Annotated in this window: 18 protein-coding genes; 12 read left to right on the top strand and 6 right to left on the bottom strand. The window is 42.3% G+C overall.

The annotated features are described in order from the left end of the window. Positions 1 to 27 precede the first annotated feature (27 nt). Complete coding sequence (locus OCV60_RS01230; protein WP_021944316.1) at positions 28 to 2,472, top strand: glycogen/starch/alpha-glucan phosphorylase; 2,445 nt, start codon at positions 28 to 30, stop codon at positions 2,470 to 2,472. Positions 2,473 to 2,754: 282 nt separating this feature from the next. Here OCV60_RS01230 and OCV60_RS01225 read toward each other — a convergent pair whose 3' ends face one another. From OCV60_RS01225 to OCV60_RS01215, 3 genes are all read right to left on the bottom strand, one after another. After that, entirely contained in the window at positions 2,755 to 5,118 is a 2,364-nt protein-coding gene (locus OCV60_RS01225) for a right-handed parallel beta-helix repeat-containing protein (protein WP_262529071.1), read from the bottom strand. Positions 5,119 to 5,199: 81 nt separating this feature from the next. Then, positions 5,200 to 7,872 (bottom strand): right-handed parallel beta-helix repeat-containing protein, encoded by a 2,673-nt coding sequence (locus OCV60_RS01220; RefSeq protein WP_117822460.1) that lies wholly within the window; start codon positions 7,870 to 7,872, stop codon positions 5,200 to 5,202. A 28-nt stretch (positions 7,873 to 7,900) separates the two neighbouring features. Continuing rightward, positions 7,901 to 8,851, bottom strand: coding sequence for a glycosyltransferase family 2 protein (locus OCV60_RS01215; protein WP_021944319.1), 951 nt, complete (start codon positions 8,849 to 8,851; stop codon positions 7,901 to 7,903). Between the two features lie 190 nt (positions 8,852 to 9,041). Between OCV60_RS01215 and OCV60_RS01210 the strand changes: the two genes are divergently transcribed. Further along, positions 9,042 to 10,286: an acyltransferase family protein gene (locus OCV60_RS01210; RefSeq protein WP_021944320.1), complete on the top strand. Its 1,245-nt coding sequence runs from the start codon at positions 9,042 to 9,044 to the stop codon at positions 10,284 to 10,286. Between the two features lie 79 nt (positions 10,287 to 10,365). On the opposite strand, the gene OCV60_RS01205 is transcribed toward OCV60_RS01210, so the two are convergent. Further along, entirely contained in the window at positions 10,366 to 12,849 is a 2,484-nt protein-coding gene (locus tag OCV60_RS01205; protein ID WP_021944321.1) for a glycoside hydrolase family 94 protein, read from the bottom strand. Between the two features lie 268 nt (positions 12,850 to 13,117). Here OCV60_RS01205 and OCV60_RS01200 point away from each other — a divergent pair, with 268 nt between their 5' ends. Together OCV60_RS01200 and OCV60_RS01195 are read left to right on the top strand one after the other, a co-directional pair. Beyond that, positions 13,118 to 14,314: a hypothetical protein gene (locus OCV60_RS01200; protein ID WP_262529068.1), complete on the top strand. Its 1,197-nt coding sequence runs from the start codon at positions 13,118 to 13,120 to the stop codon at positions 14,312 to 14,314. Between the two features lie 101 nt (positions 14,315 to 14,415). Further along, on the top strand, positions 14,416 to 15,201 hold the full coding sequence (locus tag OCV60_RS01195; RefSeq protein WP_021944323.1) for a hypothetical protein: 786 nt from the start codon (positions 14,416 to 14,418) through the stop codon (positions 15,199 to 15,201). Positions 15,202 to 15,503: 302 nt separating this feature from the next. Here the strand turns inward: OCV60_RS01195 and OCV60_RS01190 are convergent, their stop codons facing one another. After that, on the bottom strand, positions 15,504 to 16,505 hold the full coding sequence (locus OCV60_RS01190) for an aldose 1-epimerase (RefSeq protein WP_173789089.1): 1,002 nt from the start codon (positions 16,503 to 16,505) through the stop codon (positions 15,504 to 15,506). A gap of 336 nt (positions 16,506 to 16,841) precedes the next feature. Here OCV60_RS01190 and OCV60_RS01185 point away from each other — a divergent pair, with 336 nt between their 5' ends. Next, positions 16,842 to 17,858 carry a GDSL-type esterase/lipase family protein gene (locus OCV60_RS01185; protein ID WP_173789090.1) on the top strand — a complete coding sequence of 339 codons (1,017 nt, stop codon included), beginning with the start codon at positions 16,842 to 16,844 and terminating at the stop codon, positions 17,856 to 17,858. Positions 17,859 to 17,927: 69 nt separating this feature from the next. Continuing rightward, a complete protein-coding gene (locus OCV60_RS01180) occupies positions 17,928 to 18,416 on the top strand; it encodes a DUF4358 domain-containing protein (protein WP_117784610.1) in 489 nt (162 codons plus the stop codon). Between the two features lie 93 nt (positions 18,417 to 18,509). Here OCV60_RS01180 and OCV60_RS01175 read toward each other — a convergent pair whose 3' ends face one another. Further along, complete coding sequence (locus OCV60_RS01175) at positions 18,510 to 18,851, bottom strand: helix-turn-helix domain-containing protein (RefSeq protein ID WP_021944327.1); 342 nt, start codon at positions 18,849 to 18,851, stop codon at positions 18,510 to 18,512. Between the two features lie 207 nt (positions 18,852 to 19,058). Here OCV60_RS01175 and recJ point away from each other — a divergent pair, with 207 nt between their 5' ends. The 6 genes from recJ to OCV60_RS01145 all read left to right on the top strand — a co-directional run bounded on the left by recJ (position 19,059) and on the right by OCV60_RS01145 (position 26,788). Then, positions 19,059 to 20,936, top strand: a complete 1,878-nt coding sequence (gene recJ, locus OCV60_RS01170; RefSeq protein ID WP_117784611.1) for a single-stranded-DNA-specific exonuclease RecJ — start codon at positions 19,059 to 19,061, stop codon at positions 20,934 to 20,936. Between the two features lie 88 nt (positions 20,937 to 21,024). Beyond that, positions 21,025 to 21,549 carry an adenine phosphoribosyltransferase gene (locus OCV60_RS01165; RefSeq protein ID WP_021944329.1) on the top strand — a complete coding sequence of 175 codons (525 nt, stop codon included), beginning with the start codon at positions 21,025 to 21,027 and terminating at the stop codon, positions 21,547 to 21,549. A 98-nt stretch (positions 21,550 to 21,647) separates the two neighbouring features. After that, the gene (locus tag OCV60_RS01160) at positions 21,648 to 23,951 is read left to right on the top strand and encodes a RelA/SpoT family protein (protein WP_117784737.1); all 2,304 of its coding nucleotides are present in this window, start codon (positions 21,648 to 21,650) and stop codon (positions 23,949 to 23,951) included. A gap of 9 nt (positions 23,952 to 23,960) precedes the next feature. After that, the gene (locus tag OCV60_RS01155) at positions 23,961 to 24,593 is read left to right on the top strand and encodes an MBL fold metallo-hydrolase (RefSeq protein ID WP_118615110.1); all 633 of its coding nucleotides are present in this window, start codon (positions 23,961 to 23,963) and stop codon (positions 24,591 to 24,593) included. Between the two features lie 24 nt (positions 24,594 to 24,617). After that, entirely contained in the window at positions 24,618 to 26,171 is a 1,554-nt protein-coding gene (gene hemZ / locus OCV60_RS01150) for a coproporphyrinogen dehydrogenase HemZ (protein WP_117784612.1), read from the top strand. Further along, the gene (locus OCV60_RS01145) at positions 26,168 to 26,788 is read left to right on the top strand and encodes an HD-GYP domain-containing protein (protein WP_021944333.1); all 621 of its coding nucleotides are present in this window, start codon (positions 26,168 to 26,170) and stop codon (positions 26,786 to 26,788) included. Before hemZ ends, OCV60_RS01145 begins: the two co-directional genes overlap by 4 nt. Positions 26,789 to 26,822: the final 34 nt, after the last annotated feature.

Here is a 26,822-nt window from a genome sequence, read left to right as displayed (position 1 = left end):
GTGCAATTTTCAAGGAGGATACGATAAATGAAAAAGTTGATTGATTTCGACAAAGAGGGCTTCAAAAAAGAGGTTATTACAAATGTGAAAACATTGTACAGAAGACCAATCGAAGAGGCAACTCCACAGCAGGTATTCCAGGCTGTCAGCTACGCTGTTAAGGATGATATAATAGACAGATGGATAGCAACACATAAGGAATATGAGAAGAAGAACGTTAAGACAGTTTACTATCTGTCCATGGAGTTCCTGATGGGTAGAGCCCTGGGAAACAATCTGATCAATCTGACATACTATGATGCAGTAAAAGAAGCATTAGATGAACTTGGATTTGATCTGAATCTGATTGAGGATCAGGAGCCGGATGCAGCACTTGGTAACGGTGGTTTGGGACGTCTTGCAGCATGTTTCCTGGATTCTCTTGCAACACTTGGTTATCCAGCATACGGATGTGGTATCCGTTATCGTTATGGTATGTTCAAGCAGGCGATCAAGGATGGTTATCAGATCGAGCTGCCGGATGACTGGTTAAAGGATGGCAACCCATTTGAAATCAAGCGCCCGGAGTATGCTGTAGAAGTTAAATTTGGCGGTTATGTAAGAGTTGAGAACAGAGATGGAAGAAATTACTTTATTCAGGATGGTTATCAGACAGTTCGTGCCGTACCATATGATGTTCCGGTTGTCGGTTATGGCAACAATGTTGTAAATACACTTCGTATCTGGGATGCAGAAGCAGATCAGGAATTCTGTCTTGATTCATTTGATAAGGGTGAATATGAAAAGGCTGTTGAGCAGCAGAACCTTGCTAAGACGATTGTTGAAGTTCTTTATCCAAATGATAATCACTATGCAGGTAAGGAATTAAGACTGAGACAGCAGTACTTCTTCATTTCAGCGTCTGTTCAGAGAGCAATCCTGAAATTCAAGGAGAAGAACAGCGATATTCATAATCTTCCGGATAAAGTTACGTTCCAGATGAATGATACACATCCAACAGTTGCAGTAGCAGAGTTGATGAGAATCCTTATGGATGAAGAAGGTCTTGAGTGGGATGACGCATGGGATATCACAACCAGAACATGTGCATACACCAACCATACGATCATGGCTGAGGCTCTTGAGAAATGGCCGATAGAATTATTCTCAAGGTTACTTCCTCGTATCTACCAGATCGTAGAAGAGATTAACAGAAGATTCGTACTGAAGATTCAGTCTATGTATCCGGGCAACCAGGATAAGGTTAAGAACATGGCTATCCTTTATGATGGTCAGGTTAAGATGGCACATCTTGCTATCGCAGGTTCTTACTCTGTAAATGGTGTTGCAGCACTTCATACAAAGATTCTGGAAGAGAGAGAGCTGAAGGACTTCTATGAGATGAGACCTGAGCAGTTCAATAATAAGACAAATGGTATTACACAGAGACGTTTCCTTCTTCATGGTAATCCGCTTCTTGCAAGCTGGATCACAGATAAGATCGGTGATGAATGGATCGTTAAACTTTCAAATCTGAAGAAGTTAAAAGTATATGCTACTGATGAGAAGTATCAGCAGGAATTTATGAATATCAAGTACCAGAACAAGATCCGTCTTGCAAATTATATCAAGGAGCATAATGGCGTGGATGTAGATCCTCGTTCTATCTTTGATGTACAGGTTAAGAGACTTCATGAGTACAAGAGACAGCTTCTTAATATTTTACATGTTATGTATCAGTATAACGAGCTGAAGACAAATCCATCATATGATATGTATCCAACAACATATATCTTTGGTGCAAAGGCTTCCGCCGGTTATAAGAGAGCAAAGCTTATCATCAAGCTGATCAACTCCGTTGCAGATGTTATCAACAACGATGCATCTATCAAGGGTAAGATCAAGGTTGTATTCATTGAGAACTACAGAGTATCCAATGCAGAGCTGATCTTCGCAGCAGCAGATGTCAGCGAGCAGATTTCAACAGCTTCCAGAGAAGCATCCGGTACAGGTAATATGAAGTTCATGTTAAACGGTGCAGTTACACTTGGAACCATGGATGGTGCAAATGTAGAGATTGTTGAAGAAGTTGGTGAAGAAAATGCAGTTATCTTCGGTTTAAGAGCTGAAGAAGTTATGAAGTATGAGCGTGAAGGTGGATACAATCCAAAGGATATCTACAACAATGATGCAGCAGTAAGAACTGTTCTTACACAGCTTATCAATGGTATGTATTCTTCTGATGATCCGGATCGTTTCAGAGATCTGTATGATTCACTTATCAACGAAGATGTATACTTCATCCTTAAGGATTTTGCTTCTTATGTAGAAGCTCACAGAAAGATCGATACTCTTTACAGAGATGAGAAGAACTGGGCTAAGATGGTTATGTTGAATACAGCATGCTCCGGTAAGTTCTCATCTGACAGAACAATCGAAGAGTATGCAAAAGAGATCTGGAACCTCAAAAAGGTTAAAGTCACATTAGACTAATAATATATGTACGACCCGTGATCGTTATATAGTACATCCATTATTCCGCAAGACACTTTCGTTCTATCCTCGGTGCAGCGGTACATAAGGTTGCAAAAGACGCAACCTAAGTACCGGCACTCGGATAGGCTTGCTGTATAATGATGTACATATATAATGCTCACGGGTCTGTTTATGTATAAAAAAAGATATATATACATTTATGCCGCAGAACGCTCGCGCTCTGCGGCATAAATGTATTATAGGGGGCTTTCAATAAGTGATATCTCCATTTCGGAGGGATTATTTTTTTAGCTTCACTTTTTTAGTGGCAGTGTATACCTTGCGGCGGGAGGCTTTGGAAATTTTATTTGAGTAGATGTTGCCTTTGCACTTCTGGTCTGCATATACACCGAAGGTCACTTTGGATATTTTATTGCCGATCACTTTGATATTTGCCTGGAGAGCTGAGACGCCAGGACCTTTTTTATTGCCGGTAATAGTGTTGTTTTTAACTGTCACTTTATATTGTGTGGAAGCCGGTTGCACATAGATGGCTGCCTTGGAGCTTCCGGATATTGTATTTTTATCGATTGTCAGCACATTTTTGGTACTGCATATATTAATACCGCTTGTTGCTGCCTTCTTGATCGTATTTCCCGAAACCGTTTTCTTTATAGTCGATGCGTTGAAGACCTGAAGACCGTATTTTCCGGCTGACAGGATCTGGTTGTTTGTAACTCCTCCGGTTACGGTTGACTTTGTGGAGATGCAGATCGCAGTATCGTTACTGTTTTCCATAGCGTTGCCTATAATGGAACCGCGAACCTTGGAACCGTTATAAAGGAAGATTGCTCTTCCACAGGAATATTTTGCAGTTCCTGCCTGAATCTTGTTTCCGGTTATGGTTTTAGAGGCTGACTTCTGAGACAGCTTGATCGCAGGAGCATTTTTGCCGATGGCTGTGATCGTGTTGTTTTTGATCTTTCCGGCTTCACAGTTATTGTACAGGCTGATACCTGTATCTGTACAGCCACCGGTGATGGTATTGGATAGAATATCTGCCACCGTAGAGTTTGTACTGAGACTGATGCCGCCGCTTGCACATTTCTTTATTTTATTCTTGGATAATAAACCGGTACAACCGCTGTTCTGATAGATGTGGATACCATAACCGCCGCAGTTGGAAATTGTGTTGCTGATAATATCCTTAGCCGTTGATGAGAAATGAATGGCAATACCGTGTCCGGTCATTCCGGAGACCTTGTTGTTTGACAGGACAAGTCCTTTTGCATAGCTTTGAATAAAGATGCCGTCTCGTTCATTTTTCAGAGGATCCTTTGCGCTGAATCCCTTTCCGGTAACGGTATTGTTTGTAAAGGTACAGTTCCAGGCATCAGTGATGTGGATGCCGGTAACGGCTGTTGTGATATTGTTATTGGATACGGTTACACCGGTAATGTAATAATTTCCGGTAGGGAAATATTTACCGTCCGCACCTTTCATTTTTTTCAACTGGTTGTGGCCAAATACCTTAATAGCTGCAGGATTTTCACAGGATGGAGAATACTTTAAGGTGATTGTGTTATCGCTGATGACAGAGTTCAGATCGTAGATGATCTTTCCTTTGTATGGTTGTTTACTGTCCAGAATGGTAGAAATAACAGAGCCTTCGTAGGATTTAAAATTTTGGAACAGGATACCGCCGCCGCAGTTTGTGATCGTATTGTTTTTGATCTCACAGTTGCGGTAGTTAAGTCCGATAATACATTCTTCCATAACATTATTGAAGGTATTGTTATTGATCTTGATATTCTCATGGTAAGCACCCAGAAGAAGTGTATGGCTGCCAATGCCACGGATGACATTCTGAAATTTACATCCGGTGATCTCAACGTTTTTCATTGTTGTGCCATCCTGAACGACACCCGGAAATGCGGCTTCTTTACATGGAGTATCAAGCTGAAGGGCTTCCTGGTTGACGTGAGCGTTTGTCACACCGGTTTCCCGTCCGTTATTTTTGAAAGTGCAGTTTTTTACATAGAAGCCATTGATCGCACAAACCTCCATCTGATGCACACAGCCGCCGCCCGACAGGGTGATACCGGACAGATTCACATTTGTTGCATGAAAGAGACGGATCATACTGGAAGTATTCTCACTGTTTCCGATCAGCGTTCCGCCATTGATCGTTATATTTTTAAATCCATCATATCCGGTGCAGAGATCACTTTTGTTGTAGTTTGTCTGGTCTTTGTAGGAGCCGGGAGTACCGGATATGATCATGTTGAATTTACCATTGTCTGCACAGGTCAGTGTAACACCTTTCAGATTTAATGTGGTGTTGCTGAAAATACGGGCTGTCGATGACAGGGTATAAGAACCGGAAGGAACGGTTACAGTAATGATACTGTCCGTCTGATCTGCCATATCTCTGGCAGTTTTTAAAGCTGTGTTTAATTCTGTTGTAATGTCAGTTCCGTTTTTAACAGTCAGTGTGATCACACTGTCAGAGATAAGCATGTCGTCATTCGATGCGGCGGCAAAGACCGGCGCTGTTGTAAAACCGGAAGCCGGCATTGCAGCATTTGAGCGAAATGCAGTTCCGAAGATAAGACCGGATGCAAGGACTGCTCCCGCCATACATGAGATAAGATGTTTTTTCATAAAACTTCCCCTTTCAAAAATATCAGATGTTCTGGTTGACTGTTAAAAAAACAGATGCCACTAAGTATCTGCCTGACAGGATCAGGCGGTAAAGTTTCCGCTTGTATAGGAACCATAGATGCTGAGATTTCCAAAGGAACGATAGGCACGAACACGATAGTAGATTGTTTTGCCCTTTGGAAGATCCTGTAAAGCATAGGATGTCTGTCCCTTGCCAAGCTGTTTTGTCGATTTGCCGGAAAAATGATCGGTTGTACTGTATTGTACTTCATAGCCACTGATTCCTTTGACCTTCTTCCATGATAAGGTTGCCTGATTGCGTGCTGTATTCATAGAACAGGTGAGATCCGTTACCGTACCGCATATTTTCTGGTCAGTGTCATTAATCGACAGATCTTTATTTGCTATATCGTTATATATATTATTGCTGATCGCACCGGATACGGATGAGGAAGCAGCAATACCATATTTGAAATCAGTAATATCGTTGTCAGAAATAGCTACATTACATTTGGATAGTTGCATACCATTTAATGATGCAGATCCACATAAGGTATTTTTGACAACTGTCAGCAGGTAATTGCTGTGTGCAGCAATGTTGATTGGGGCATTGCCTTTTGCGGAAATATAGTTATACGAGATAGTTGTATCGTTATTGATGCTCTGGACATTGATGCCGTAATTGCTGCACTCACTGATTGTATTATTGTTGATGCCGCCACAGACCGTTGCTTCTTTTTCCAGAAGGATACCGTTGGTTCCACTTCCATTGATAGAGTTTCCCTCAATGTTCTGACCGATGCTGCTGGCTCCATTTACTGCGATCGCACTTTTGCCAATGGAAGAGAGCACATTTTCACTGACCAGCTCTGCAACCTTGGAATGATTGGCAATAGATACGGCATACAGGGCTACATCCGAGATCGTGTTGTTTTTTACGGAACCTGCAATTTTGGAGGCCTTATCAACCAGAATTCCCATTCCGGAGGAGACATCCGTTTTTGATGCATAGATCCGGTTGGATGAAATCTCTTTTGCAAAAGAGCGTCCGGTAATCTCAATTGCATTTGCAACGGTTGCTTTTGTTTTATCACCCATGTCACGTACCCGGTTTGTCGAGATCAGCCCGGTACGGCTGTTGCTGTATACTTTGATCGCCGGATTGCCACTGACAGCACCAAAGGCATTTCCTGTTATGTTCGTGACACGGCTGTTGTTCCCAACCAGAATACCGCCGGCTTTGCAGTTTTTTACAATGTTGTTTGCAATATCATAGATACATGCACTGGAGTCTGTCAGAAAGATTCCGGTTCCGGTACAGTTTTTAAAGGTGTTATTTTCAATCGCAGAGGCGGTACTGTTGTCCGTAATATACAGACCATAACGCGGCATGTTCTTGATCTCATTTCCGGTTACGGAGATATTCTTACTGGACTGATCAATACGGATGCCATCTCTGGAAGTTCGTAATTTGTCATCCGGCGAGAAATTATATCCATTGATCGTATTACCGGATACCTCGCAATCTCTTGCATCGGATAAGGTGATACCGTCTCCCGGTGTGATGATCGTATTGTTTCGTATAATAACGGAGCTGATATAGAAATCTTCATCCGGCAGAGGAAATCCATCTCCTCCTGTGATGTTGCTGTTCAGCTTTCTTCCATAAACGAAGATTCCGGCAGTTTTTAATGTTGTCGGATGGTAGGTCAGCTTCAAGGTGTTGCCGCTGACTTCTGTTACTGCATTGTTGATAACAGCGTTGTCGATCTTCTTTGCGCCATTTAAAACCGTTGTGTTCATGGATACTTCGTATTCCTTGGCATTCTGAACCAGAATACCGCCGCCGCAGTTGGTGATCGTGTTGTTCTTTACTTCACAGTTTACATAGTTTAAGCAGACAACACATTCTTCCAGCACATTGATAAATGTGTTATTGTTGATCTTGATATTTTCGTGATATGCACCGCAGAGCATGGTGTGTGTTCCGACACCACGGGCAATATTCTGGAATGTATTGTGTGTGATCTCCACATTCTTCATAGGGGTTCCGTCCGGATAAGTGCCGGGATATACCAGTTCACTGTATGGCATATCGAGCTGTATGGCTTCTTCTTTTTCAAAGTTTTTGGTATCGTCAGCACGTTTGCCGTGGTTTTTAAATGTGCAGTTTCTGACATAAAAGCCGTCGATCGCAGCAACCTCTAGCTGATGTACGCATCCGCCGCCCGTGAAAGTAAGACCGTCAAGGGTAATATTAGTAGCATGAAAGATACGAACGATACAACTCAGATTGGCTTCGGTGCTTTCCCAGATTCCGCCCAGAACCGTGATATTCTTATAGGCATCATAGCCGGAGCAGGCTTCACTGTTGTTGTAATCGTCATAGTCTTTGTAATTTTCTGTTGATGATGGACCGGTGATCAGCATATTGAACCGATGGGAACCGGCAAATGTAAAGTGAACATCCGTGACATCCAGCGTTGTATTGCTGTAAATATGCAGCGCAGCGGAAAGAAGATAACTACCTTTTTGAACCCTGACTGTAACAATCTGCCCGGAGCTTTCGGCAAGATCTCTGGCATTGATCAGCGCTTCGTTCAGCTTTTGGGATATGTCGCTGCCGTCTTCCGCAGTAACCTGTATAACAGTGTCTTCGGAACTGGTTTCTTCCGCAGATACAGAAAAAGAAAATCCGTAGAGGAGCAATGGAAGAATCAGCAGATGCAAAATAATATATGTAAGTTTCTTCATTATATATACGCCTTCTTTGTTTTTATTCCTAATGGATCGGATCTACATGATCCTTATTTGTTTCCGATACGATGTAATGTGGCCGGTTTTTTACTTCCAGATATGTCTTGGCAATGTATTTACCCATAATACCCATGCACAGGAACTGAAGTCCAGCAATAAAGATGATGATACAGGCAAGAGATGGCCAGCCGGCAACCGGATCTCCGAATATTTCTTTTCTTATAATAATGAAAATAACCATAAGAAAGGAAAAGATCGTCAGAAAAATGCCAAGCCCGGATGCAAGGGACATCGGGGTTTCGGAAAAATTGATGATTCCATCGACCGCATATTTGAATAAGCCCCAGAAACTCCATTTTGTTTCTCCGGCAATGCGGTTTACATTTTCATATTCCAGCCATTTGGTCTTAAAACCGATCCAGCCAAAGATACCCTTTGAGAATCGGTTGTATTCGCACATGGCGACGATACTGTCTACCATTTCACGCTTCATCAGACGAAAATCCCTGGCACCATCGACAACATCTGCGTCCGAGATCTTGTTGATAAGCTTATAAAAATTCCTTGCAAAGAAGGAACGGATCTTTGGTTCTCCGATCCTCGATACCCGCCGGGTGGCAACGCTGTCATAATCCTCGGTTTCCAGACAGTGGAGCATATCAGGCAGTAGGGCAGGGGGATCCTGCATATCTGCATCCATGATGGCGGCATAGTCACCATCTGAATTACAGAAGCCGGCATACATGGCAGCTTCTTTTCCAAAGTTTCTTGAAAATGATATGTATTTGTAATGAGAATCCGTATCACAGATTTCTTTCATGACGGAAAGGGTTGTATCTGTAGAACCATCATTGATCAGAAGTATCTCAAATGTATATTGATCCAGAGTCTGGATTACTTTGTTTAGTTCGTCCTTAAATAAAGGAAGTGCTTCCGCTTCATTGTAACAGGGAACGATCAGATTCACTTTTTTCATATAACTTCTCCTTGTGCCGCTGCCATATGAACTGGCAAAACGGTATTCTTTAATTTTAGTTCAGGGAGAATGGAGTGTCAAGGAATCTGCCAGTGCTTTTGAAAATATAAGATTTGCATATGTATGTTGTTAGATGCTATAATAAATCCAAATGAGCAAAAAAAGTTTTATTGCACAGGAGAGAAGGAATATGAAGGTAAAAGCAAAATCATTTGAGGCATGGAAGGTTATCATGATTACCCTTGTCTTTTTATCATATTGTGTGGGGATGATGCCAGGAGAAAAAGCGCAGGCAGTTTATGACAAATATCTGGATAATGGGATATTTGGAATGGCATTTTTCTTTGTTCTGGTAGGATTTGGAATCGGTATTCATTATCATAAGAAGTTTATTAATCTGAACAAGAAGAATTATCTGGAATTTCTTGGAAAGAAGCTGGGGATTCTGTATCCGCTTTATATGATCATGCAGACAGTATTCCTGATCCTCGCATTGTGCAGCCATCCCGGTTCACAGGAAATTAAAACACTGATCGTGAAGTATATCATCAGTATACCGATGCTTCAGGCAATGATACCGAAGGCTGGATATTATATGGCACTGAATCCGGTCAGTTGGTTTGTATCAGCAATCTTTCTGATCTATCTTCTGGCTCCGGTGATCGGTATGCTGGCGGCAAGAATGAAGCGGGATCTGAAAAGAAGCGGATTGGTGATAGTCGGGCTGATCGTTGTATATATAATTGTTGCAGGACCACTTGCTGATGCAATGGTATTGAAGCAGGATATGCCATATCTGTTTCTGATGAATCTTATTTTATTCTGTATTGGTGTCTGGCTTGCAAATTTCAGACTGAATATTCGGATCGAGACAGATCGTTCCGCTGGAAGAAATCTTCTGACCGGAGCAGAGCTGGTAGTGCTTGTGGCAGCGGTTCTCATTTATCTGGGAACAGTTGGGAAATATGGAATTCCTGCAGCACTTCTGAGATTGCTGCTGTATGTGCTGATCGTGATGGTATTTTCTTATGACGGTGGAATGATTTCTCATATATTTACATTATCACCATTTGGAATCTTAAGCTCTATGGTATTTGATTTTTACCTGACCCAGTATTTTGTGATCCGTTATATTGGAACTCCGATCCAGAAGAGATTTGGAGACAGTGGTAAGGATATAGTTATCAGTATCATTCTGGCTTATATCATTAACTGGTGCATCGTATTAGTGATCAAGGTAATTAAAAAGATATATCGAAAGATTCGCTACAGGGTATCTTCCTTTGCCGGAGATCTTGGAACAGATGGGGTTGTAGATGATTATCTGGATGATGGATATGAAGAGATCGATCAGACCAATATCAATACGGAAGCTTATGACCGAAGCCGGTTGGATCCAATGGCAGTTGAGATTACAGAAACGGAAGATGAATAGAAATAAAAATGAGACACATATGATCTGCAATATACAGTCATATGTGTCTCGTTTTTTATATCAATATCTGATATATGGATTACCCCATTACTACTTCTACAGTATGAGTCTTGCCATCACCAAATACTGGAAGAACATTGCTCTCGATAGCATTGCCATCTACAGTAACACTCTTGATACCCTTATTTACATGATTCGGATTTGTAACCTTGATATCATATGTAGCACCACGGAACTGACGTGTAGCATTCAGACCATCCCATGCAGCAGGAATAGATGGATCGATCTTAAGACCATCGAAGTCTGCTGAGATACCTAAGATGTACTGTGAAATAGCGACCATGTTCCAGGCTGCTGTACCTGTAAGCCATGAGTTCTTACCCTGACCAAAGTGGTTACCCGGCTTTCCAATATCGGAACCGGCATCCTTACCACCGATCATCTGACCATATACATATGGTTCAGTCTTGTGAATATCGGATGTCTCCTCAGTGAAAGCAGGAGCGATCTCTGAGTAATATTTGAATGCCTGATCGCCGGCGCCTGCGTAAGCAGCAGCACAGATGATCCATGCATTGTTATGTGTGAAGATACCGGCATTCTCTTTGTATCCGCCTGGGTATGTTGAGATCTCACCATACTGGATGTAATACTTTGTGAATGCAGGATTGTTAAGTACAAGTCCGTACTGTGTATTCAGACGCTCATCAATAGCAGCAAGTGTCTTCTTGTCGCAGCCCTGATCTTTACCAATGTCTGACATAATAGCGAAGCCCTGTGGCTCGATGAAGATCTGTCCTTCTTCACATTCCTTAGATCCCATCTTCTCACCATTTGCATCGTATGCTCTTAAGAACCAGTCACCATCCCAAGCGGATTCCATGATGTTAGCTTTCATCTTATCGATCTCAGCCTGAGCAGCTTCTGCTTCAGCGTCCATTCCAAGGTGCTTAAGAATAGCAACATAGTTAGGACCTGCATATGTAAAGAGTGTAGCAACCATAACTGACTCAGCAACCTTTGAGTATCCGCCTTCAGCAGCGAACTTAGGGTTGGTGTATGTCTGGAAGCTTTCACCCGGTGTATCGGAGAAGCATGAAAGGTTGATACAGTCGTTCCAGTCAGCTCTCATTGCAAGTGGAAGTCCGTGTGGTCCAAGGTTGTTTACGATCTTGTAGAAGGAAACCTTTAAGTGGTCAAGCATTGGCTTAGCGATGGACATATCGTTGTCATATGGAACCATCTCATCAAGAATACCCCAGTCGCCTGTCTCCTTGATGTATGCAGATACAGAAAGGATCAGCCATAATGGATCGTCTGAGAAGTCACCACCGATATCTGCATTACCCTTCTTTGTAAGTGGCTGATACTGATGATAGCATCCACCATCCGGGAACTGTGTAGAAGCGATATCAATAATTCTTTCTCTTGCACGATCAGGAATCTGATGAACAAATCCAAGTACATCCTGGTTGGAATCACGGAATCCCATACCACGGCCGATACCGGACTCGAAGTATGATGCTGAACGTGAAAGGTTGAATGTAACCATACACTGATACTGATTCCAGATATTAACCATACGGTTAACCTTATCATCAGGAGTATTAACATTTAAGATGCTTAAGAGGTTGTTCCAGTGCTCTTTGAGTTCTGCAAGACCTGCTGCAACCTTCTCAGGAGTGTTGTATTTCTCCATCATCTCAAGAGCCTTAACCTTGTTGATCGTCTTGCCATCAGCTTCGAACTTCTGGTCAACAGGCATCTCAACATATCCAAGAATAAATACAAGAGTCTTTGTCTCGCCCGGAGCAAGAGTGATCTTCTTGTAGTGTGAAGCGATTGGTGACCATCCATCTGCAAATGAATCATTTGACTTGCCGGCTTCAACAGCCTGTGGGTTGTGGAAACCATTGTAAAGTCCGATGAATGAATCTCTGTCTGTATCGTAACCGTCGATCTCGTCATTTACTGTGTAGAATGCGAAATGATCACGTCTGTCTCTGTACTCTGTCTTGTGGTAGATTGTTGAACCAACAACCTCTACACGACCTGTACTGAAGTTTCTCTGGAAGTTTGTGCAGTCATCCTGTGCATCCCAGAGACACCACTCTTCAAATGAGAAGAATGAGAAAGTCTTCTCTTCTGAGCTTTCATTTGTAAGAACAACCTGCTGAACTTCTCCGGCATAATTCTGAGGTACGAAGAAAGTAACCTCTGCCTTTAAGTTGTTCTTCTTACCGGTGATCACTGTGTAACCCATACCATGACGGCATTCATATTCGTCAAGCTCTGTCTTAACCGGTGACCAGCCCGGATTCCAGATTGTACCATTCTCGTTAATATAGAAATAACGACCACCCATATCGATAGGTACATTGTTATAACGGTATCTTGTAATTCTACGAAGACGAGCATCTTTGTAGAAGCTGTAACCTCCCGCTGTATTTGAAATCAGTGAGAAGAAATCCTGTGTTCCAAGGTAGTTGATCCAAGGATAAGGAGTTCTAGGAGATGTGATGACATACTCCTTGTTGGCATCATCAAAATAACCAAACTTCATGTAATATATACCTTCCTTTCATGTGTATTAAGATAAGTAGTGTCTGCCGTTATCAGGCAGTATCCGCTGCTCCATGATCTCTCCCTTACAAAGGACATAACACGCCCTTTATAAAAACAGCCATATGGGCATATTATATAATAAAATAGGATATTTGACAACAAAACCCATGATAAAATGTGGAAAAATAATCATTGTAAAAAGAAGCACAGTTTGATAGGCTTATATACAATATAAGTATTATTTTTACATATGAGGAGGAGTTTATATGTATTGTTCAAATTGTGGGGCAGAAATAGAAGGTGAGGTATGTCCGGTATGTGGAATGAAAATGCCACAGACTTATACCCAGCAGGCGGAAATGTATTATGGCAACCAGCCAAATCAGCAGGCAGGGATGTATTATAACGGCCAGCCAAATCAGCAGGCAGGGATGTATTATAACAGCCAGCCAAATCAGCAGGCAGCTATGTATTATGAAAATTCATCAGCACAGCAGATTATACCGGATTACGGAAATCAACCACAGAAACAAAAGAAAAAATCAAAAGCAGGTCTGATAATAGGATTTGCAGCAGGTATTCTTGTTTTGGTTATAGTAGCGGTGATCATATATTTTAAAAGTGATTTTTATATAGGTCCAAAGGAAAGTGAACGCCTGGTCAATGAAGTAATGACAGCTTATGGGAGCATCAATGATGCGGATATTGACAATGTATTAAAATGTATAGATGAATCAGGAACCGGTACTAATATGGTAACTGATATGATTGAGAATCTGGAATATATAGAATCAATAGGGATTCATTATTCATTCGATTATGAGATTCAATCCATTGAAAAGGCAGACAAAGATACCATTGAGGATTTGTGTGATAATCTATATGAGGAATCAAAAGTTTCTGATAAAATAAAATCTGCATTTGTTTGTAAAACGGAATACACAATATCATATACAGATGAGACAAGGTCTGATACGGAAAATTTATCATTTGTATGTTATAAAAAAGGGGACAAATGGTACATATACTGTTCTGATGATAACGGGTTTGAATGTGGAGAGTTAATAAGCAGTAAGTTAGTTGATCAGTTCATGTCAGGTATAGAGGAAGCGGATACAGATAAGATCGTATCCCTTGTTGATAGTAAATGTGTCTCTGATAATGATATTGAGACGTTATCCAGCAGCTTTGAAGTTTTGCAGTCTATGGGTGTAGAATATACGATAGATTATAAAATCACTTCATCCAAAAAAGCAGATGAGGAAGATATAAAGGATGTGTGTGAAACTCTTTATAATGATGCATCTGAAGCAGACAAGATAAATTGTGCTTACATCTGTGATGTTGATTTTTCTATAACCATGAGCTACCTTGGCGAAACAGAGACAGGAGATAATAAGATGTCATTGATCTGCTACGAGAAGGAAGGTAAATGGTATATTGGTGGAACAGTAGAAAATTAATCATTGTAAAAAGAAGCTTCATCTGATACACTCAAAATGTGAGCAGACACAAAAAGTTCACAAATACTATTTATTATTTTTTACTTTTAGGAGGAGAGATTATGAATTGTCCAAATTGCGGAGCAGAGACAAATGAATCTGTTTGTCCTGTATGTGGGGCAGCAGTAGGTACAAGTGGTGGATTCGCACTTGCAGGGAATGATCAGCCACAGCAGCCGGAAAATGCAGCATATGGTGCACAACCACAGCAGGGAATGGGGATGGATCCACAGTATGGTGGACCACAGTATCAGGGAGATCCAATGCAGAATGGTTATGCGGGAAATGCATATGGTACACCGGGATTTGATAATGGCGTAGGTTATCAGCAGCCACCAAAAAAGAAGAAATCCGGCGCAGGAGCAGTTATTGGAATCATTGTTGCACTTGCAGTAATTGCAGCAGCAGTTATATTCCTGTTTTCAGGTTCGCTTGGGGGAGCCAAGAAGAGCAAGAAATTAGTAGATCAGTTTATGACCGGAATTGAAGAAGCAGATACAGATAAGATCGTATCACTTGTTGATAAAGAATGTGTTGCAGACAATGATGTGGCAACATTATCCAGCAGCTTCGAGCTTCTGACCTCTATGGGGGTTGAGTATTCTATTGATTACAAGATCACATCAACAGAGAAGGCAAACAGAGCAACTATCAAGAATATGTGCGAAGGTCTGTATGGTGATACATCTGTAGCAAGCAAAGTAAGGTGTGCTTATATCTGTGATGTTGATTATACCATGACAATAAACTACCTTGGAGAGAAAGAGACAGAGGATGACAAGATGTCACTGATCTGTTACAAGAAGGGCGGCAAATGGTATCTCGGTGGAACGGTAGAGACCGAATAAGACCGAGCCTTATATGAAAACATGGCATATGCTATTCTTTACACAGAATACATATGCCGTGTTTTTTATAAATCTATGTCTACCGGATGTGTCCTTTCAGAGAAACGGCTCTGCTATAAAATGACATTAGCGTGGATTTCGTAGTAAGATGCACATTGCCAGTAAATACGGGTGCTTGTTTGAGCCGAAGGCGAGTTAGCACAGGAGTATTTACAAATTAGGCATGTGCAGCGAACAGAAATCGCAGCGAGTCATTTATAGCAGAGCCGTTTCTCTGAAAGAACATATCCCGATAGACTTTTTTATCTTACAAAAATTCTCTCGGTTACGGTTTTGGATTCGCCGGGAGCCAGTTCGGTGTAGCCGGTTACGGCAGGATCACCGGAAAGGTTTGGAGCATCAATGTTCCAGCTCATAGGTTCCGGACAGAAGAATTCTTTCATGCCGTGATCATTCCACATGATCCAGTATTTCATAACATCACATACTTCGTAGCAGACACGGACGCCTGTAACTTTATCGGTTACGATGACACCATAGAATGGCTTGCCGTCTAATTCATTCATTTCAGCGGTATAGAGGTCGTTGTCGATGTCCTGAAGAACAGGAACCATGTCACCCTCTTTGTACATCATATCATATCTGGTAAGCGGCAGTGTTTTCTCGGTTGGAATACAGGTGTCGCTGAGTTCCCATTTGTCACCGATCGGAACCTGCAGACGCACATTTGCGCCGCTTCCGCCATTTGTAAACGGTGCTTTGAATGCGATATGGTTACATACACCATAAGGCATCTGAACCTTGGAAAGGTTGGTCAGTGTAAAGGAATAATCCAGTCCGTCTGCTGTCAGTGTAAAGACAAATTCTGCCTTGAAGCTGACAGGGAAAGTTTCGAAAAATTCATCATTTTCATCATATATATAAGAAGTCTTTGCAACAGCACTTTCACCCTCTACATACATGTCATCAATTGTATGGCAGCGTTTGTGAAGAAAACCATGCAGATGGTTGCCCAGCGGATCGTTGCAAGGAAAATGATACATGGCATCTGAGGTTTTCAGATTTCCATGAGATAATCTGTTTGGAAGATATAAAGTAGGCATACCGTATACCTCGGCAGCAGCCTTCAGTTCTTCCGGTGAAAGTGACAGATCATTTCTTAAGATATCAATATTAAGGGCTGTGTTTTCCAGCTTCATTACATTACTTCCGTTAAAAGGTGCGATCAATGCACGAAAATCTCCTGCGATAAGTTCGATACAGGTTTCGCCTTTAAAATCATAGTTTTTTGCGCTAAAACTCATAGTAGCCTCCCATATAAAGTGATAAGTATTTGTATTTAAGATACATAAAACGGAAAAAGTCTGCAAGATAATATTATGTATGTGTAAGTGTGAAAACAGACCCATCTCAAAAATCTAATAGAATAGTAACACTTAAGTTAAAAAGTGTCCATAAAAATGAAACAAGATTTGTTAATTTCAACAATCAGAAAAGTCGAAAAACGACTAAAACTGCGAATTATGTAGAAATTTTAAAATCTGTACACTTATGTAAAGTGGTATGCTATAATCGAAGCTAACGGGATAAGACCCTTTCCTTTTATAAAATGTAAGGCAAAAAGAGGAATGAATAAGAGAATGGACAATGAGAAAAGATATAGCACCAGGATAAAAAGTGAGCGGTGCGATAAGATAAAGATCAGCAGTGTGGCTGCCGTATTTCTGGTATGTTCGATAGCGATATTTGCGACAAGATACAGACAGGATATATGGAACTTTGACAGAGAAAATGGAAATGACCATCAGATAGAAAATGTTGCGACCGGATCGGATGCATCGGAGGAGGCTTCCGAGGAAAAAACGACGGAGAAGATAACAACGGAAGCAGCGACAACAGAGAAACCGACTACGGAAAAGGTAACAACGGAAGCAGCGGAAACGGAAGAAACAACGACTGCCGCATCATCCGAGGAAGGCGGTTCAACAGTAAAATATGTGAATATCGAGGACCCGGATACATCATCTAAAGGAAATGACTGGTATGATAAGAAACTGTATACGCCGGGAAATGTAACGGATGATGCTTATTTTGATACAGCGGTACTGATCGGTGATTCAAGAACCGAGGGACTTAGTCTTTATACCGGAATGTCGAATCTGGACGCGTTCTGTTCCAAGGGGCTGAATATCGAAAAGGTCATGACAGAGCCGATTGTTTCTACAAGTGACGGAATGTTGACGGCACTGGAAGCACTGAAGCAGAAGGATTATGAGAATATATACATTTCATTTGGTATTAACGAGCTTGGATGGATCTATGAGGATGTATTCATTGAGGACTATAAAGCATTTATTGATGCAATAAGAGAGATACAGCCAAATGCAACGATCTATGTTGAGAATATTCTTCCGGTATCCAAGGCTTTATCAGATGAAGATGAGATTTATAATAACTCCAACATTAAAGCATTCAACAAGCTGTTGAAACGGATGTGTAAGGATTATGGCGATATCATTTATCTGGATGTTGCAAGCAGTGTGACGGTAGACGGAGTTCTCCCGGCAGATGCCAGTACCGATGGACGACATTGCAATCAGGAATATTGCGAGAAATGGCTGGATTACATCCGACAGAATGTATATATAAAGAAGTAAATGCCCGGATAGAGATATTCGGATCATCATAACAGTATCAGACAGAAGTAACAGGAGAGAATAAACAAGATGAAGAAATTAGTAAAGTTATGTGCAATTTTTAGCCTGGCAGGAATGCTTGCAGGCTGTGGAACAACGGTTGGTGGAGCAGGTGGTTCAAAGGAAGACCTGAATATAAATGTTAAGGACATGGCAAATGAACTGAAGAGCGGGCTGACATTTGAAGATACGCTTTCAGAGCTTGATACAGGCATGGCACTCACATATTACGGAATTGATGCAGACAGCGTAAAAGACAGCGTGATAATCGTATCGACCGGAGCAACTGCTGAGGAGATTGCAGTATTTGAGGCAGCAGATTCGGATGCGGCTGACAAGGTAAAAACAGCCTGTGAAGACAGAAAAGAAAAACAGACAACATCATATGCAGATTACAAGCCATCCGAAACCGGACGTCTTGACAAGGCGATCATAAAAGAGGACGGAAATTATGTTGTATACTGTGTAACAGATGATACGGATAAGGCAAACGAGATCATCAACAAATATTTCAAATAACAGATATAAAAAACGAACCTGTAAGCAAAAGGCTTTCAGATTCGTTTTTTGTTATGATATGGAAATATGCCATTATATCAATAGGAATAGCTGTTAATCAGAATTGGAAATGGAATTGAACATTTCTATGTATTCTATAAATAATTGCTTCCTTTTTTCGTCGTCAGAAGTCATGATCTCGACTACGGTATGTGGAATGCAGGATAAAATTGTATCCGATTTTTTGATCCCGCGGATCAGATAATCAAGATCTACGCCGAAATGATCACAGAAATCAATCATTTTTTCAAGGGACAGACTGGATTTTCCCCGTTCTATGGCGCTGCAATGTTTGACAGAGATATCGAGCATCTCTGCAAGCTGGTACTGCGTAAGGTTATTTGAGCGCCGGATCTGTACGATCCTCTGACCGATCTGTGCGTATAAGTTCTCCATAAAAATACCTCCAAACTACATTATATTTTGAATAAAAAAACAAATAAACAACCTGTGAGGTGTATAAGAACACAACCTGAAAGGTGAATTACGGTATTACAGCAATGCGGCGGAATGTAAGAAGTTGACGGTCGATTTTTTACTGGTGTATAATTCCTTTGCAATCAGGAATAGCGGAAGAATAGATATGGATGGGAGTAAGAGTAAATGGCAACAGAGATAAAACCTCCGATAAAATATGATATGGTGTGGACAATGTATGGAAAGCGGGCTGATTTCTTTGGGATCGCAGAGCGTTTTCATATTGATCCGGTAACTGCAAGGGTGATTCGGAACCGGGATGTGATAACAGATGAAGAGATTGATACCTATCTGAATGGGGGGCTTGACCGGCTGCATGATCCTGTGATGATGAAGAATATGGAGAAGGGCTGCAGCCTTATGCTGGAGGAGATCCGGAGTCGGAACCGGATACGGATCATTTCGGATTATGATGTGGATGGTGTAAGTTCAAACTACATATTGTATAAAGGCTTACAGCGTGTGTGGGAGCATGAAAATGGTTCGCCTGCAGGAGACGGGATCGATTATGATATTCCGCACCGGATCTATGATGGATATGGAATCAATATCCGTATGGTAGATGCGGCGGCAGCCGATCAGGTCAGTATGATCATTACCTGTGATAACGGGATTGCGGCATTTGATGCGGTGAGAAAAGCAAAAGAATATGGGATGCGGGTAATCGTGACGGATCACCATGATATTCCATATGATACAGATGAAAATGATATTCGGGTATACAAAGTACCGGAAGCGGATGCGGTGATCGATCACAAGCAGCCGGGCTGTGAATATCCGTGCAAGGAATTGTGCGGAGCGGGTGTGGCATACAAATTTATCCAGTTGTTATATCGGATGTGCGGGATACCGGAAGCGGAGTGTGAGGCATTTATAGAGATCCTTGGAATTGCAACCGTCTGTGATGTTATGAATCTGGTAGATGAGAACCGTATCATTGTAAGAGAGGCACTTCACCGGTTATCTGACAGTAGTAATTATGGTTTGAAGGCACTGATCACAAACAGCGGCAGGGATGGTAAGAAGCTGTCAGCATTTGATCTGGGATTTATCATTGGACCGTGTATCAATGCAGCGGGCAGACTTGGAGATGCGAAGACCAGCCTGGAATTCCTGCTTGAAACAGACAGCTTTAAGGCAAATGAGCGTGCGATTGAACTGTTAAATATCAATAATACCCGAAAAGATATGACAGAGCAGGGAACAAAAACGGCAATCGGGCTGCTTGAAACTTCGGATCATCTGCTTATGGGAGCAGTTCCGGAGACAGGAGTTGCGGCATTGTCGGACCGGGTACTTGTTATGTATATTCCGAAACTGCATGAAAGTCTGGTCGGGATTATCGCAGGCAGGATCAAGGAACGGTATTATCGTCCGGTGCTGTTATTTACGGACAGCGAAGAAGAAGGAATCATCAAGGGCTCCGGTCGTTCGATCGAAGGCTATAATATGTATGATGAGATCAATAAATGCAGTGATTATTTCACGAAGTTCGGAGGACATGAGATGGCAGCGGGCTTTTCCATGGAGAAGCGGAATCTGGCCAGACTTCGGGAAAAAATGAATGCGAATTGTACGCTTGACGAAAAACTTCTGACACCGAAGCTCCGGATCGATGTGCCGATGCCGCTCGATTATGTAAGTATTCCACTGACCGAAGAACTGGAGGTTCTGGAGCCATTTGGAAAAGGCAACGAGAAGCCGGTATTTGCACAGAGTGGTGTGCGTGTAAAAAGCGCAAGGATCATGGGAAAAAGACAGAATGTTCTGCGGGTTTCGTTCCTGATGGAGAACGGTGGTACGATCGAAGGCATAAGTTTTGACCCGGAAGTGTTTATTTCTAACATAAAACAGTGGTTTGGAACAAATGAATGTGATAAAATACTAAAAGGAATGCCCAGTCATGTGGTGTTGGATGTTGCCTATTATCCGGATATCAATGAATTTGCGGGAAGAAGAACTTTGCAGATCCGGTTGCTGGAATATCGGAAACATGAGGAATAAAGGCTTTGCTGATAGTTTGATATCATGTGGGCAGAAAAGGAAAATGTAAATAATTGTAGAATATACATATATATGCAGGAGGAAGATTATGAAAAAGATAGAAGAATACGTTACAAGTATACCGGATTTTCCGGAACCGGGAATTATTTTCAGAGATATTACAAGCGTGATCGGAGATCCGGATGGATTGAAGCTGGCGATTGATTCATTAGATGACCTGCTTGAAGGCGTAGATTATGACGTAGTAGCCGGAGCAGAGTCCAGAGGCTTTATCTTTGGAACACCACTTGCATATAAGAATGGAAAAGGATTTGCATTGGTAAGAAAGAAAGGCAAGTTACCAAGGGAGACGATTGAAGCATCTTATGATCTGGAATATGGCAGTGCAACGATCGAGATGCATAAGGATGCGATCAAACCGGGACAGAAGGTTGTTCTTGTAGATGATCTGATCGCAACCGGAGGAACCATGGAAGCCGCTGCAAGGCTGGTTGAAGAACTTGGCGGTAAAGTGGTAAAGATCATATTCTTGATCGAACTTGCAGGTTTAAAGGGCAGAGAGAAGCTTGCCAAATATGATGTAGCTTCTGTTATTTGCTATGATGGCAAATAAAAATGATCATCTGGTCTTCAGATGAGTCTGAAATAGAAAAATTCGAATTGGGAAAAGTGGTGAAGATCATGGAAAACGTAAAAGATAAAGCAGGAAGCATGGATGAATTAAAAGAGCTTGCGGCAAAGGCGGGTGCAATGGAGAATAAACCAATGCGGGAAAAACGGGATATCGATCTGTCTACACCTGCGGATTTTACTCCGCCGGAGGATCTGTATAAGGAACTGATCAAAAAGATCCTGACCTATCATCCATCAACAGATATTTCGATGATTGAGAAGGCATATAAGGTGGCATCCAAGGCGCATGAAGGACAGCTTCGTAAGTCAGGAGAGCCATATATCATGCATCCACTCTGTGTTGCTATTATTCTTGCAGAACTGGAGCTGGATAAGGAGACGATCGTTGCCGGAATCCTTCATGATGTAGTAGAAGATACAGTCATGACTTCAGAGGAGATTGCAGCAGAGTTCTCGGAAGAAGTGGCATTTCTGGTGGAAGGTGTTACCAAACTGACCCAGTTGAAGATGACAACGGATAAGATTGAGGTACAGGCAGAAAACCTGAGAAAAATGTTCTTATCGATGGCAAAAGATATTCGCGTTATCCTGATCAAGCTGGCAGACAGACTGCATAACTTAAGAACATTACAGTATCAGTCTCCTGCGAAACAGGTGGAAAAAGCGCGTGAAACAATGGATATCTATGCACCAATCGCACATCGTCTTGGTATCAGTAAGATCAAGGTAGAACTGGATGACTTGTCCATGAAGTATCTGATGCCGGAGGTATATAAGGATCTGACAGCACAGATCGATGCGAGAATGCATGAAAGGGAAGCCTATATCAAACGTATCGTTGCGGATGTAAAGAAGCATATTGACAATGCGCATCTGGATGCAGAGATCGACGGTCGTGTAAAGCATCTGTTCAGTATTTATAAGAAGATGAAGAACCAGAACAAGACACTGGATCAGATTTATGATATTTTTGCAGTCCGGATTAAAGTGGAGACCGTCCGGGACTGTTATTCGGCACTGGGAATCATCCATGAGATGTACAAGCCGATTCCGGGACGTTTTAAAGATTATATCGCAATGCCAAAGTCCAATATGTATCAGTCCCTTCATACAACACTGATCGGACCGGAGGGACAGCCATTTGAAATACAGATCCGTACATTTGAGATGCACCGGACGGCTGAATATGGTATTGCTGCACACTGGAAATATAAAGAGAACATAACCGGTACGGTTATGCAGAAGGAAGAGGAGAAGTTATCATGGCTTCGTCAGATTCTGGAGTGGCAGAGAGATACTTCAGATAATAAGGAGTTCATGAACTTCGTTAAGACAGACCTGGATCTGTTTGCAGAACAGGTATATTGCTTTACACCGGCAGGTGATGTCAAGAATCTGCCAAGTGGATCGACACCGATCGATTTTGCTTATGCCATTCATACGGCAGTCGGTAATAAGATGGTGGGTGCGCGGATTAACGGAAGACAGGTTCCAATCGATACCAAGTTAAATAATGGTGACCGGGTAGAGATCATAACATCCCAGAATTCGGCAGGACCATCAAGAGACTGGCTGAATATCGTAAAGAGTGCACAGGCAAAGACGAAGATCAATCAGTGGTTCAAGCATCAGTTTAAGGATGAGAACATCAGCCGCGGTAAGGAACTGATCCTTGCATACTGTAAATCAAAGGGACTGGATTACTCCCTGTATTCCAAGCCGGAATATCAGGAACGTGTCTATAAAAAATATAATTTCAATGACTGGGAAGCTACAATGGCGGCTGTTGGTCATGGGGGAATCAAGGAAGGTCAGGTTGTCAACAAGCTGATCGAGGAATACAACAAGGATCATACGGAACAGCCGGATGACAAGGAAATTCTGGAGGCATATGCACTGAAGCGGGCACCGCATTCCTCCCACGGACAGGGTGGAATCATCGTAAAGGGTGCAGATGATGTAGCGGTTCGTTTCTCCAAATGCTGTTCACCGGTACCGGGTGATGAGATCATCGGATTTATCACCAGAGGACGAGGCATCTCGATCCATCGTACAGACTGTGTTAATGTGCTCTGTATGAGCGAGGAAGACAGAAACAGGATCATTGATGCGGAATGGCAGCAGGATGCAGTTGCAGAGAATACTTACCTTACAGAAATCAATATCTATGCGGATGACAGAAGCGGAATCCTCTTTGATATAACGAAAATCTTAAGTGAGGCAAATATCAGTGTAAACAGTATTAACAGCCGTACAAGCAAGCAGGGTAAGGCGACAATCACGATCAGCTTCTCGATCAAATCGGTCGACCAGTTGAATACGATCATTGCAAAGATACGAAATGTGGAGAGCATTATTGATATAGAGAGAACAGTGGGATAGGAGATCCGGATGGCAGAATTAGAAGTGAAATTATATCAGTTGGGTGATTTGGGAACCAATTGTTATATCGTAAGTAATAAAGAAACAAAGGAAGCAATCGTAGTTGATCCGGCAGATAATGCAGATTTTATTTATAGGAGTCTGACAGATGCAGGACTTGCCTGTGTAGGAATCTTCCTGACACATGGACATTATGATCATATCGGAGCATTGGATGATCTGAGAAAACTGACAGGAGTAAAGGCATATGCTTCCGAGGACGAGAAGCAGGTGCTTGAGAGCAGGACAGGAAATCTGTCTGCGGTGTTTGGCCATCCGCTTGAAACATCAGCGGATATTTATCTGCAGGATGGACAGGAGGTTGCAGTTCTAGGAACTGTGGTACGGTGTATCAGTGTGCCGGGACATACGATAGGTGGCATGTGTTATTATTTCGCAGAAGAACATCTGCTGTTTACCGGAGATACATTATTTGCATCGTCAGTTGGCAGATCGGATTTCCCAACCGGAAATGAACAGGATCTGTTAGAGGCGATCGAGACGAAGCTTCTTGTATTACCGGAGGAAACAGCTGTGTATCCGGGACATAACGGAACTTCAAGGATTGGAAGAGAAAGAAAATTCAATCCATTTTTTTCATAAATAACGATAAGGAACTTGGTTGACATGATTTGTCTGATTCAGAATGTAGAAGATTATAATAATGACCTGAGAGTGATCCTCATGGCGTTTTACATGGGTGTGAAGATCATCACACCGGAGAATATAGAAAAGAAGCCTGAACTTGGGGCAGATGTTGCTGCAACCCTTGTGGCAGAATTTGCAGAAGGTCAGACAAAGATCTGGATGAAGGACGGCGGTCTGGATGTGAAATCGGAAGGAGCTTCTGAGGATAAACAGCAGGACTGGTCTGCGGGAGAAGTCTGTGGAAAACCGGATATCGTGATCGATCAGGATTATCATGACAGAAAGGTATTCCGTAATGTTCTGAAGCGTGCCATGTACCGGATGTTGTCAGAGAGAACCGGAAGAGTTCTGCCATGGGGTAGTCTGACCGGCGTACGTCCGGTGAAGATTGCAATGGAAGCGGTAGAACGTGGATGTACAGATGAGGAGATACAAAAGCTGTATCAGGAAACTTATGTGGCAAGCCGGGAAAAGGCAGAAGCCTGTGTGAAGATCGCCAGACGTGAGAAAGCAATTATCGAGACGATCGATGAGCGAAATGAATACTGCCTGTATATCGGCATACCGTTTTGTCCGACGAGATGTCTGTACTGCTCCTTTACCTCTTATCCGATCGGTGTTTATAAGGATAAGGTCGATGCTTATCTGGATACAATGGAAAAGGAAATGGAGTATATTGCGGAAAGTTATACCGAGAAGAAACTGGCATCCATTTATATTGGTGGCGGTACGCCGTCTTCGATCAGTGCAGAGCAGATGGATCGTCTGTGCAGCATGATCGAGAAGCATTTTGACTTGTCGCAGGTTCGGGAATATACGATCGAAGCAGGTCGTCCGGACAGTACAACAGCAGATAAGCTGCAGGTGATGAAAGCGCATGGCGTTGATCGTATCAGTATCAATCCGCAGACGATGAATGGAGAGACACTGAAGCTGATCGGAAGAGCACATACACCGGAGCAGGCAGAAGAAGCATTTATGAGAGCCAGAGAAGCTGGCTTTGACAATATTAATATGGACTTGATCGTAGGTCTTCCGGGTGAAGATGCAGAGATGGTGAAGCGGACACTGGAAAAGGTGAAGAAGCTTGCACCGGAGAGCCTTACGGTTCACACACTTGCAATCAAACGGGCAGCGCATCTGAAACAGGAGATGGACAAATACAGCTTTGCAGGTGATGTAGATGAGCAGTTATCACTGGTTGGACAGGCCGCAGAAGAACTGGGACTTGCACCATATTATCTGTACAGACAGAAGAATATGGCGGGAAATCTGGAAAATGTCGGATATGCAAGACATGGACTGGAATGTCTCTATAATATTCTGATCATGGAAGAACGGACAGACATTATAGGAATCGGTGCGGGAAGCTCCAGCAAGCTGATCCGCCGGGAGGGAGATCTGGATCCGGTTACAGGAGAGACGGTTATAGGAAACCGGATCGACCGTGTGGAAAATTGTAAGAGTGTAGACGATTATATCGCAAGAATTGATGAAATGATTGACAGAAAAAAGCAGGCGTTTGCAAAATGACAGATAAAGTTATAAACTTAGACACAGATAAAGAAATAGAATACTATGAACAGGATCTGGACGATGCCATCCGTCATGGAATGTGTGTCAGCCGGTTGTCTTCGGAGCTTGCCAGAGAACTGGGGCTCCCGGAAGAAGAGATTCATAAGATCGCAGTTGCCGGTATGATCCATGATATCGGAAAGCTCCGCATCACACCGTATATATATGGCCGTGGCAATTCCATGAAGATTGAGGAAATGCGGTATGTGAGACTTCATGCGAAGCTTGGGGCAGATATCGCAAGGCAAGAAGGCTACGGGGATGATATTGCAGATATTATTTTGTATCATCACGAGAACTATGATGGTTCCGGTTATCCGTACTGTCTTCAGGGAGAGGAGATCCCGATCGGAGCAAGGATTATTCGTGTGTGTGATGTATTTGTCGCGCTGATCAGTGACCGTGCATACCGGAAAGCATTTGAACCAAAGATCGCATTATTGATGGTGATCGATGAGGTGCGGCATTTTGACATGAAAGTATTTCTCGCATTTCAGAGAATTATAAATACAACTGATATTTTAGATGAGGTTCAGTTAATTTTAAAAGGGAGCTATGAATCACGGATCAGTTGATGTATAGTATAAAAATATGAACAATAGATGGAGG

This window comes from Coprococcus ammoniilyticus (assembly GCF_025567345.1).
Classification (GTDB): Bacteria; Bacillota; Clostridia; order Lachnospirales; family Lachnospiraceae; genus Coprococcus; species Coprococcus ammoniilyticus.
The sequence above is the reverse complement of the archived record's forward strand: the minus strand, read 5'-3'. Positions and strand labels throughout refer to the sequence as shown.

Bases quoted from the DNA above. Each gene is read 5' to 3' on its own strand.
- OCV60_RS01230 (WP_021944316.1), top strand. From the start codon at position 28: ATGAAAAAGTTGATTGATTTCGACAAAGAGGGCTTCAAAAAAGAGGTT.
- OCV60_RS01225 (WP_262529071.1), bottom strand. From the start codon at position 5,118: ATGAAAAAACATCTTATCTCATGTATGGCGGGAGCAGTCCTTGCATCC.
- OCV60_RS01220 (WP_117822460.1), bottom strand. From the start codon at position 7,872: ATGAAGAAACTTACATATATTATTTTGCATCTGCTGATTCTTCCATTG.
- OCV60_RS01215 (WP_021944319.1), bottom strand. From the start codon at position 8,851: ATGAAAAAAGTGAATCTGATCGTTCCCTGTTACAATGAAGCGGAAGCA.
- OCV60_RS01210 (WP_021944320.1), top strand. From the start codon at position 9,042: ATGAAGGTAAAAGCAAAATCATTTGAGGCATGGAAGGTTATCATGATT.
- OCV60_RS01205 (WP_021944321.1), bottom strand. From the start codon at position 12,849: ATGAAGTTTGGTTATTTTGATGATGCCAACAAGGAGTATGTCATCACA.
- OCV60_RS01200 (WP_262529068.1), top strand. From the start codon at position 13,118: ATGTATTGTTCAAATTGTGGGGCAGAAATAGAAGGTGAGGTATGTCCG.
- OCV60_RS01195 (WP_021944323.1), top strand. From the start codon at position 14,416: ATGAATTGTCCAAATTGCGGAGCAGAGACAAATGAATCTGTTTGTCCT.
- OCV60_RS01190 (WP_173789089.1), bottom strand. From the start codon at position 16,505: ATGAGTTTTAGCGCAAAAAACTATGATTTTAAAGGCGAAACCTGTATC.
- OCV60_RS01185 (WP_173789090.1), top strand. From the start codon at position 16,842: ATGGACAATGAGAAAAGATATAGCACCAGGATAAAAAGTGAGCGGTGC.
- OCV60_RS01180 (WP_117784610.1), top strand. From the start codon at position 17,928: ATGAAGAAATTAGTAAAGTTATGTGCAATTTTTAGCCTGGCAGGAATG.
- OCV60_RS01175 (WP_021944327.1), bottom strand. From the start codon at position 18,851: ATGGAGAACTTATACGCACAGATCGGTCAGAGGATCGTACAGATCCGG.
- recJ (WP_117784611.1), top strand. From the start codon at position 19,059: ATGGCAACAGAGATAAAACCTCCGATAAAATATGATATGGTGTGGACA.
- OCV60_RS01165 (WP_021944329.1), top strand. From the start codon at position 21,025: ATGAAAAAGATAGAAGAATACGTTACAAGTATACCGGATTTTCCGGAA.
- OCV60_RS01160 (WP_117784737.1), top strand. From the start codon at position 21,648: ATGGATGAATTAAAAGAGCTTGCGGCAAAGGCGGGTGCAATGGAGAAT.
- OCV60_RS01155 (WP_118615110.1), top strand. From the start codon at position 23,961: ATGGCAGAATTAGAAGTGAAATTATATCAGTTGGGTGATTTGGGAACC.
- hemZ (WP_117784612.1), top strand. From the start codon at position 24,618: ATGATTTGTCTGATTCAGAATGTAGAAGATTATAATAATGACCTGAGA.
- OCV60_RS01145 (WP_021944333.1), top strand. From the start codon at position 26,168: ATGACAGATAAAGTTATAAACTTAGACACAGATAAAGAAATAGAATAC.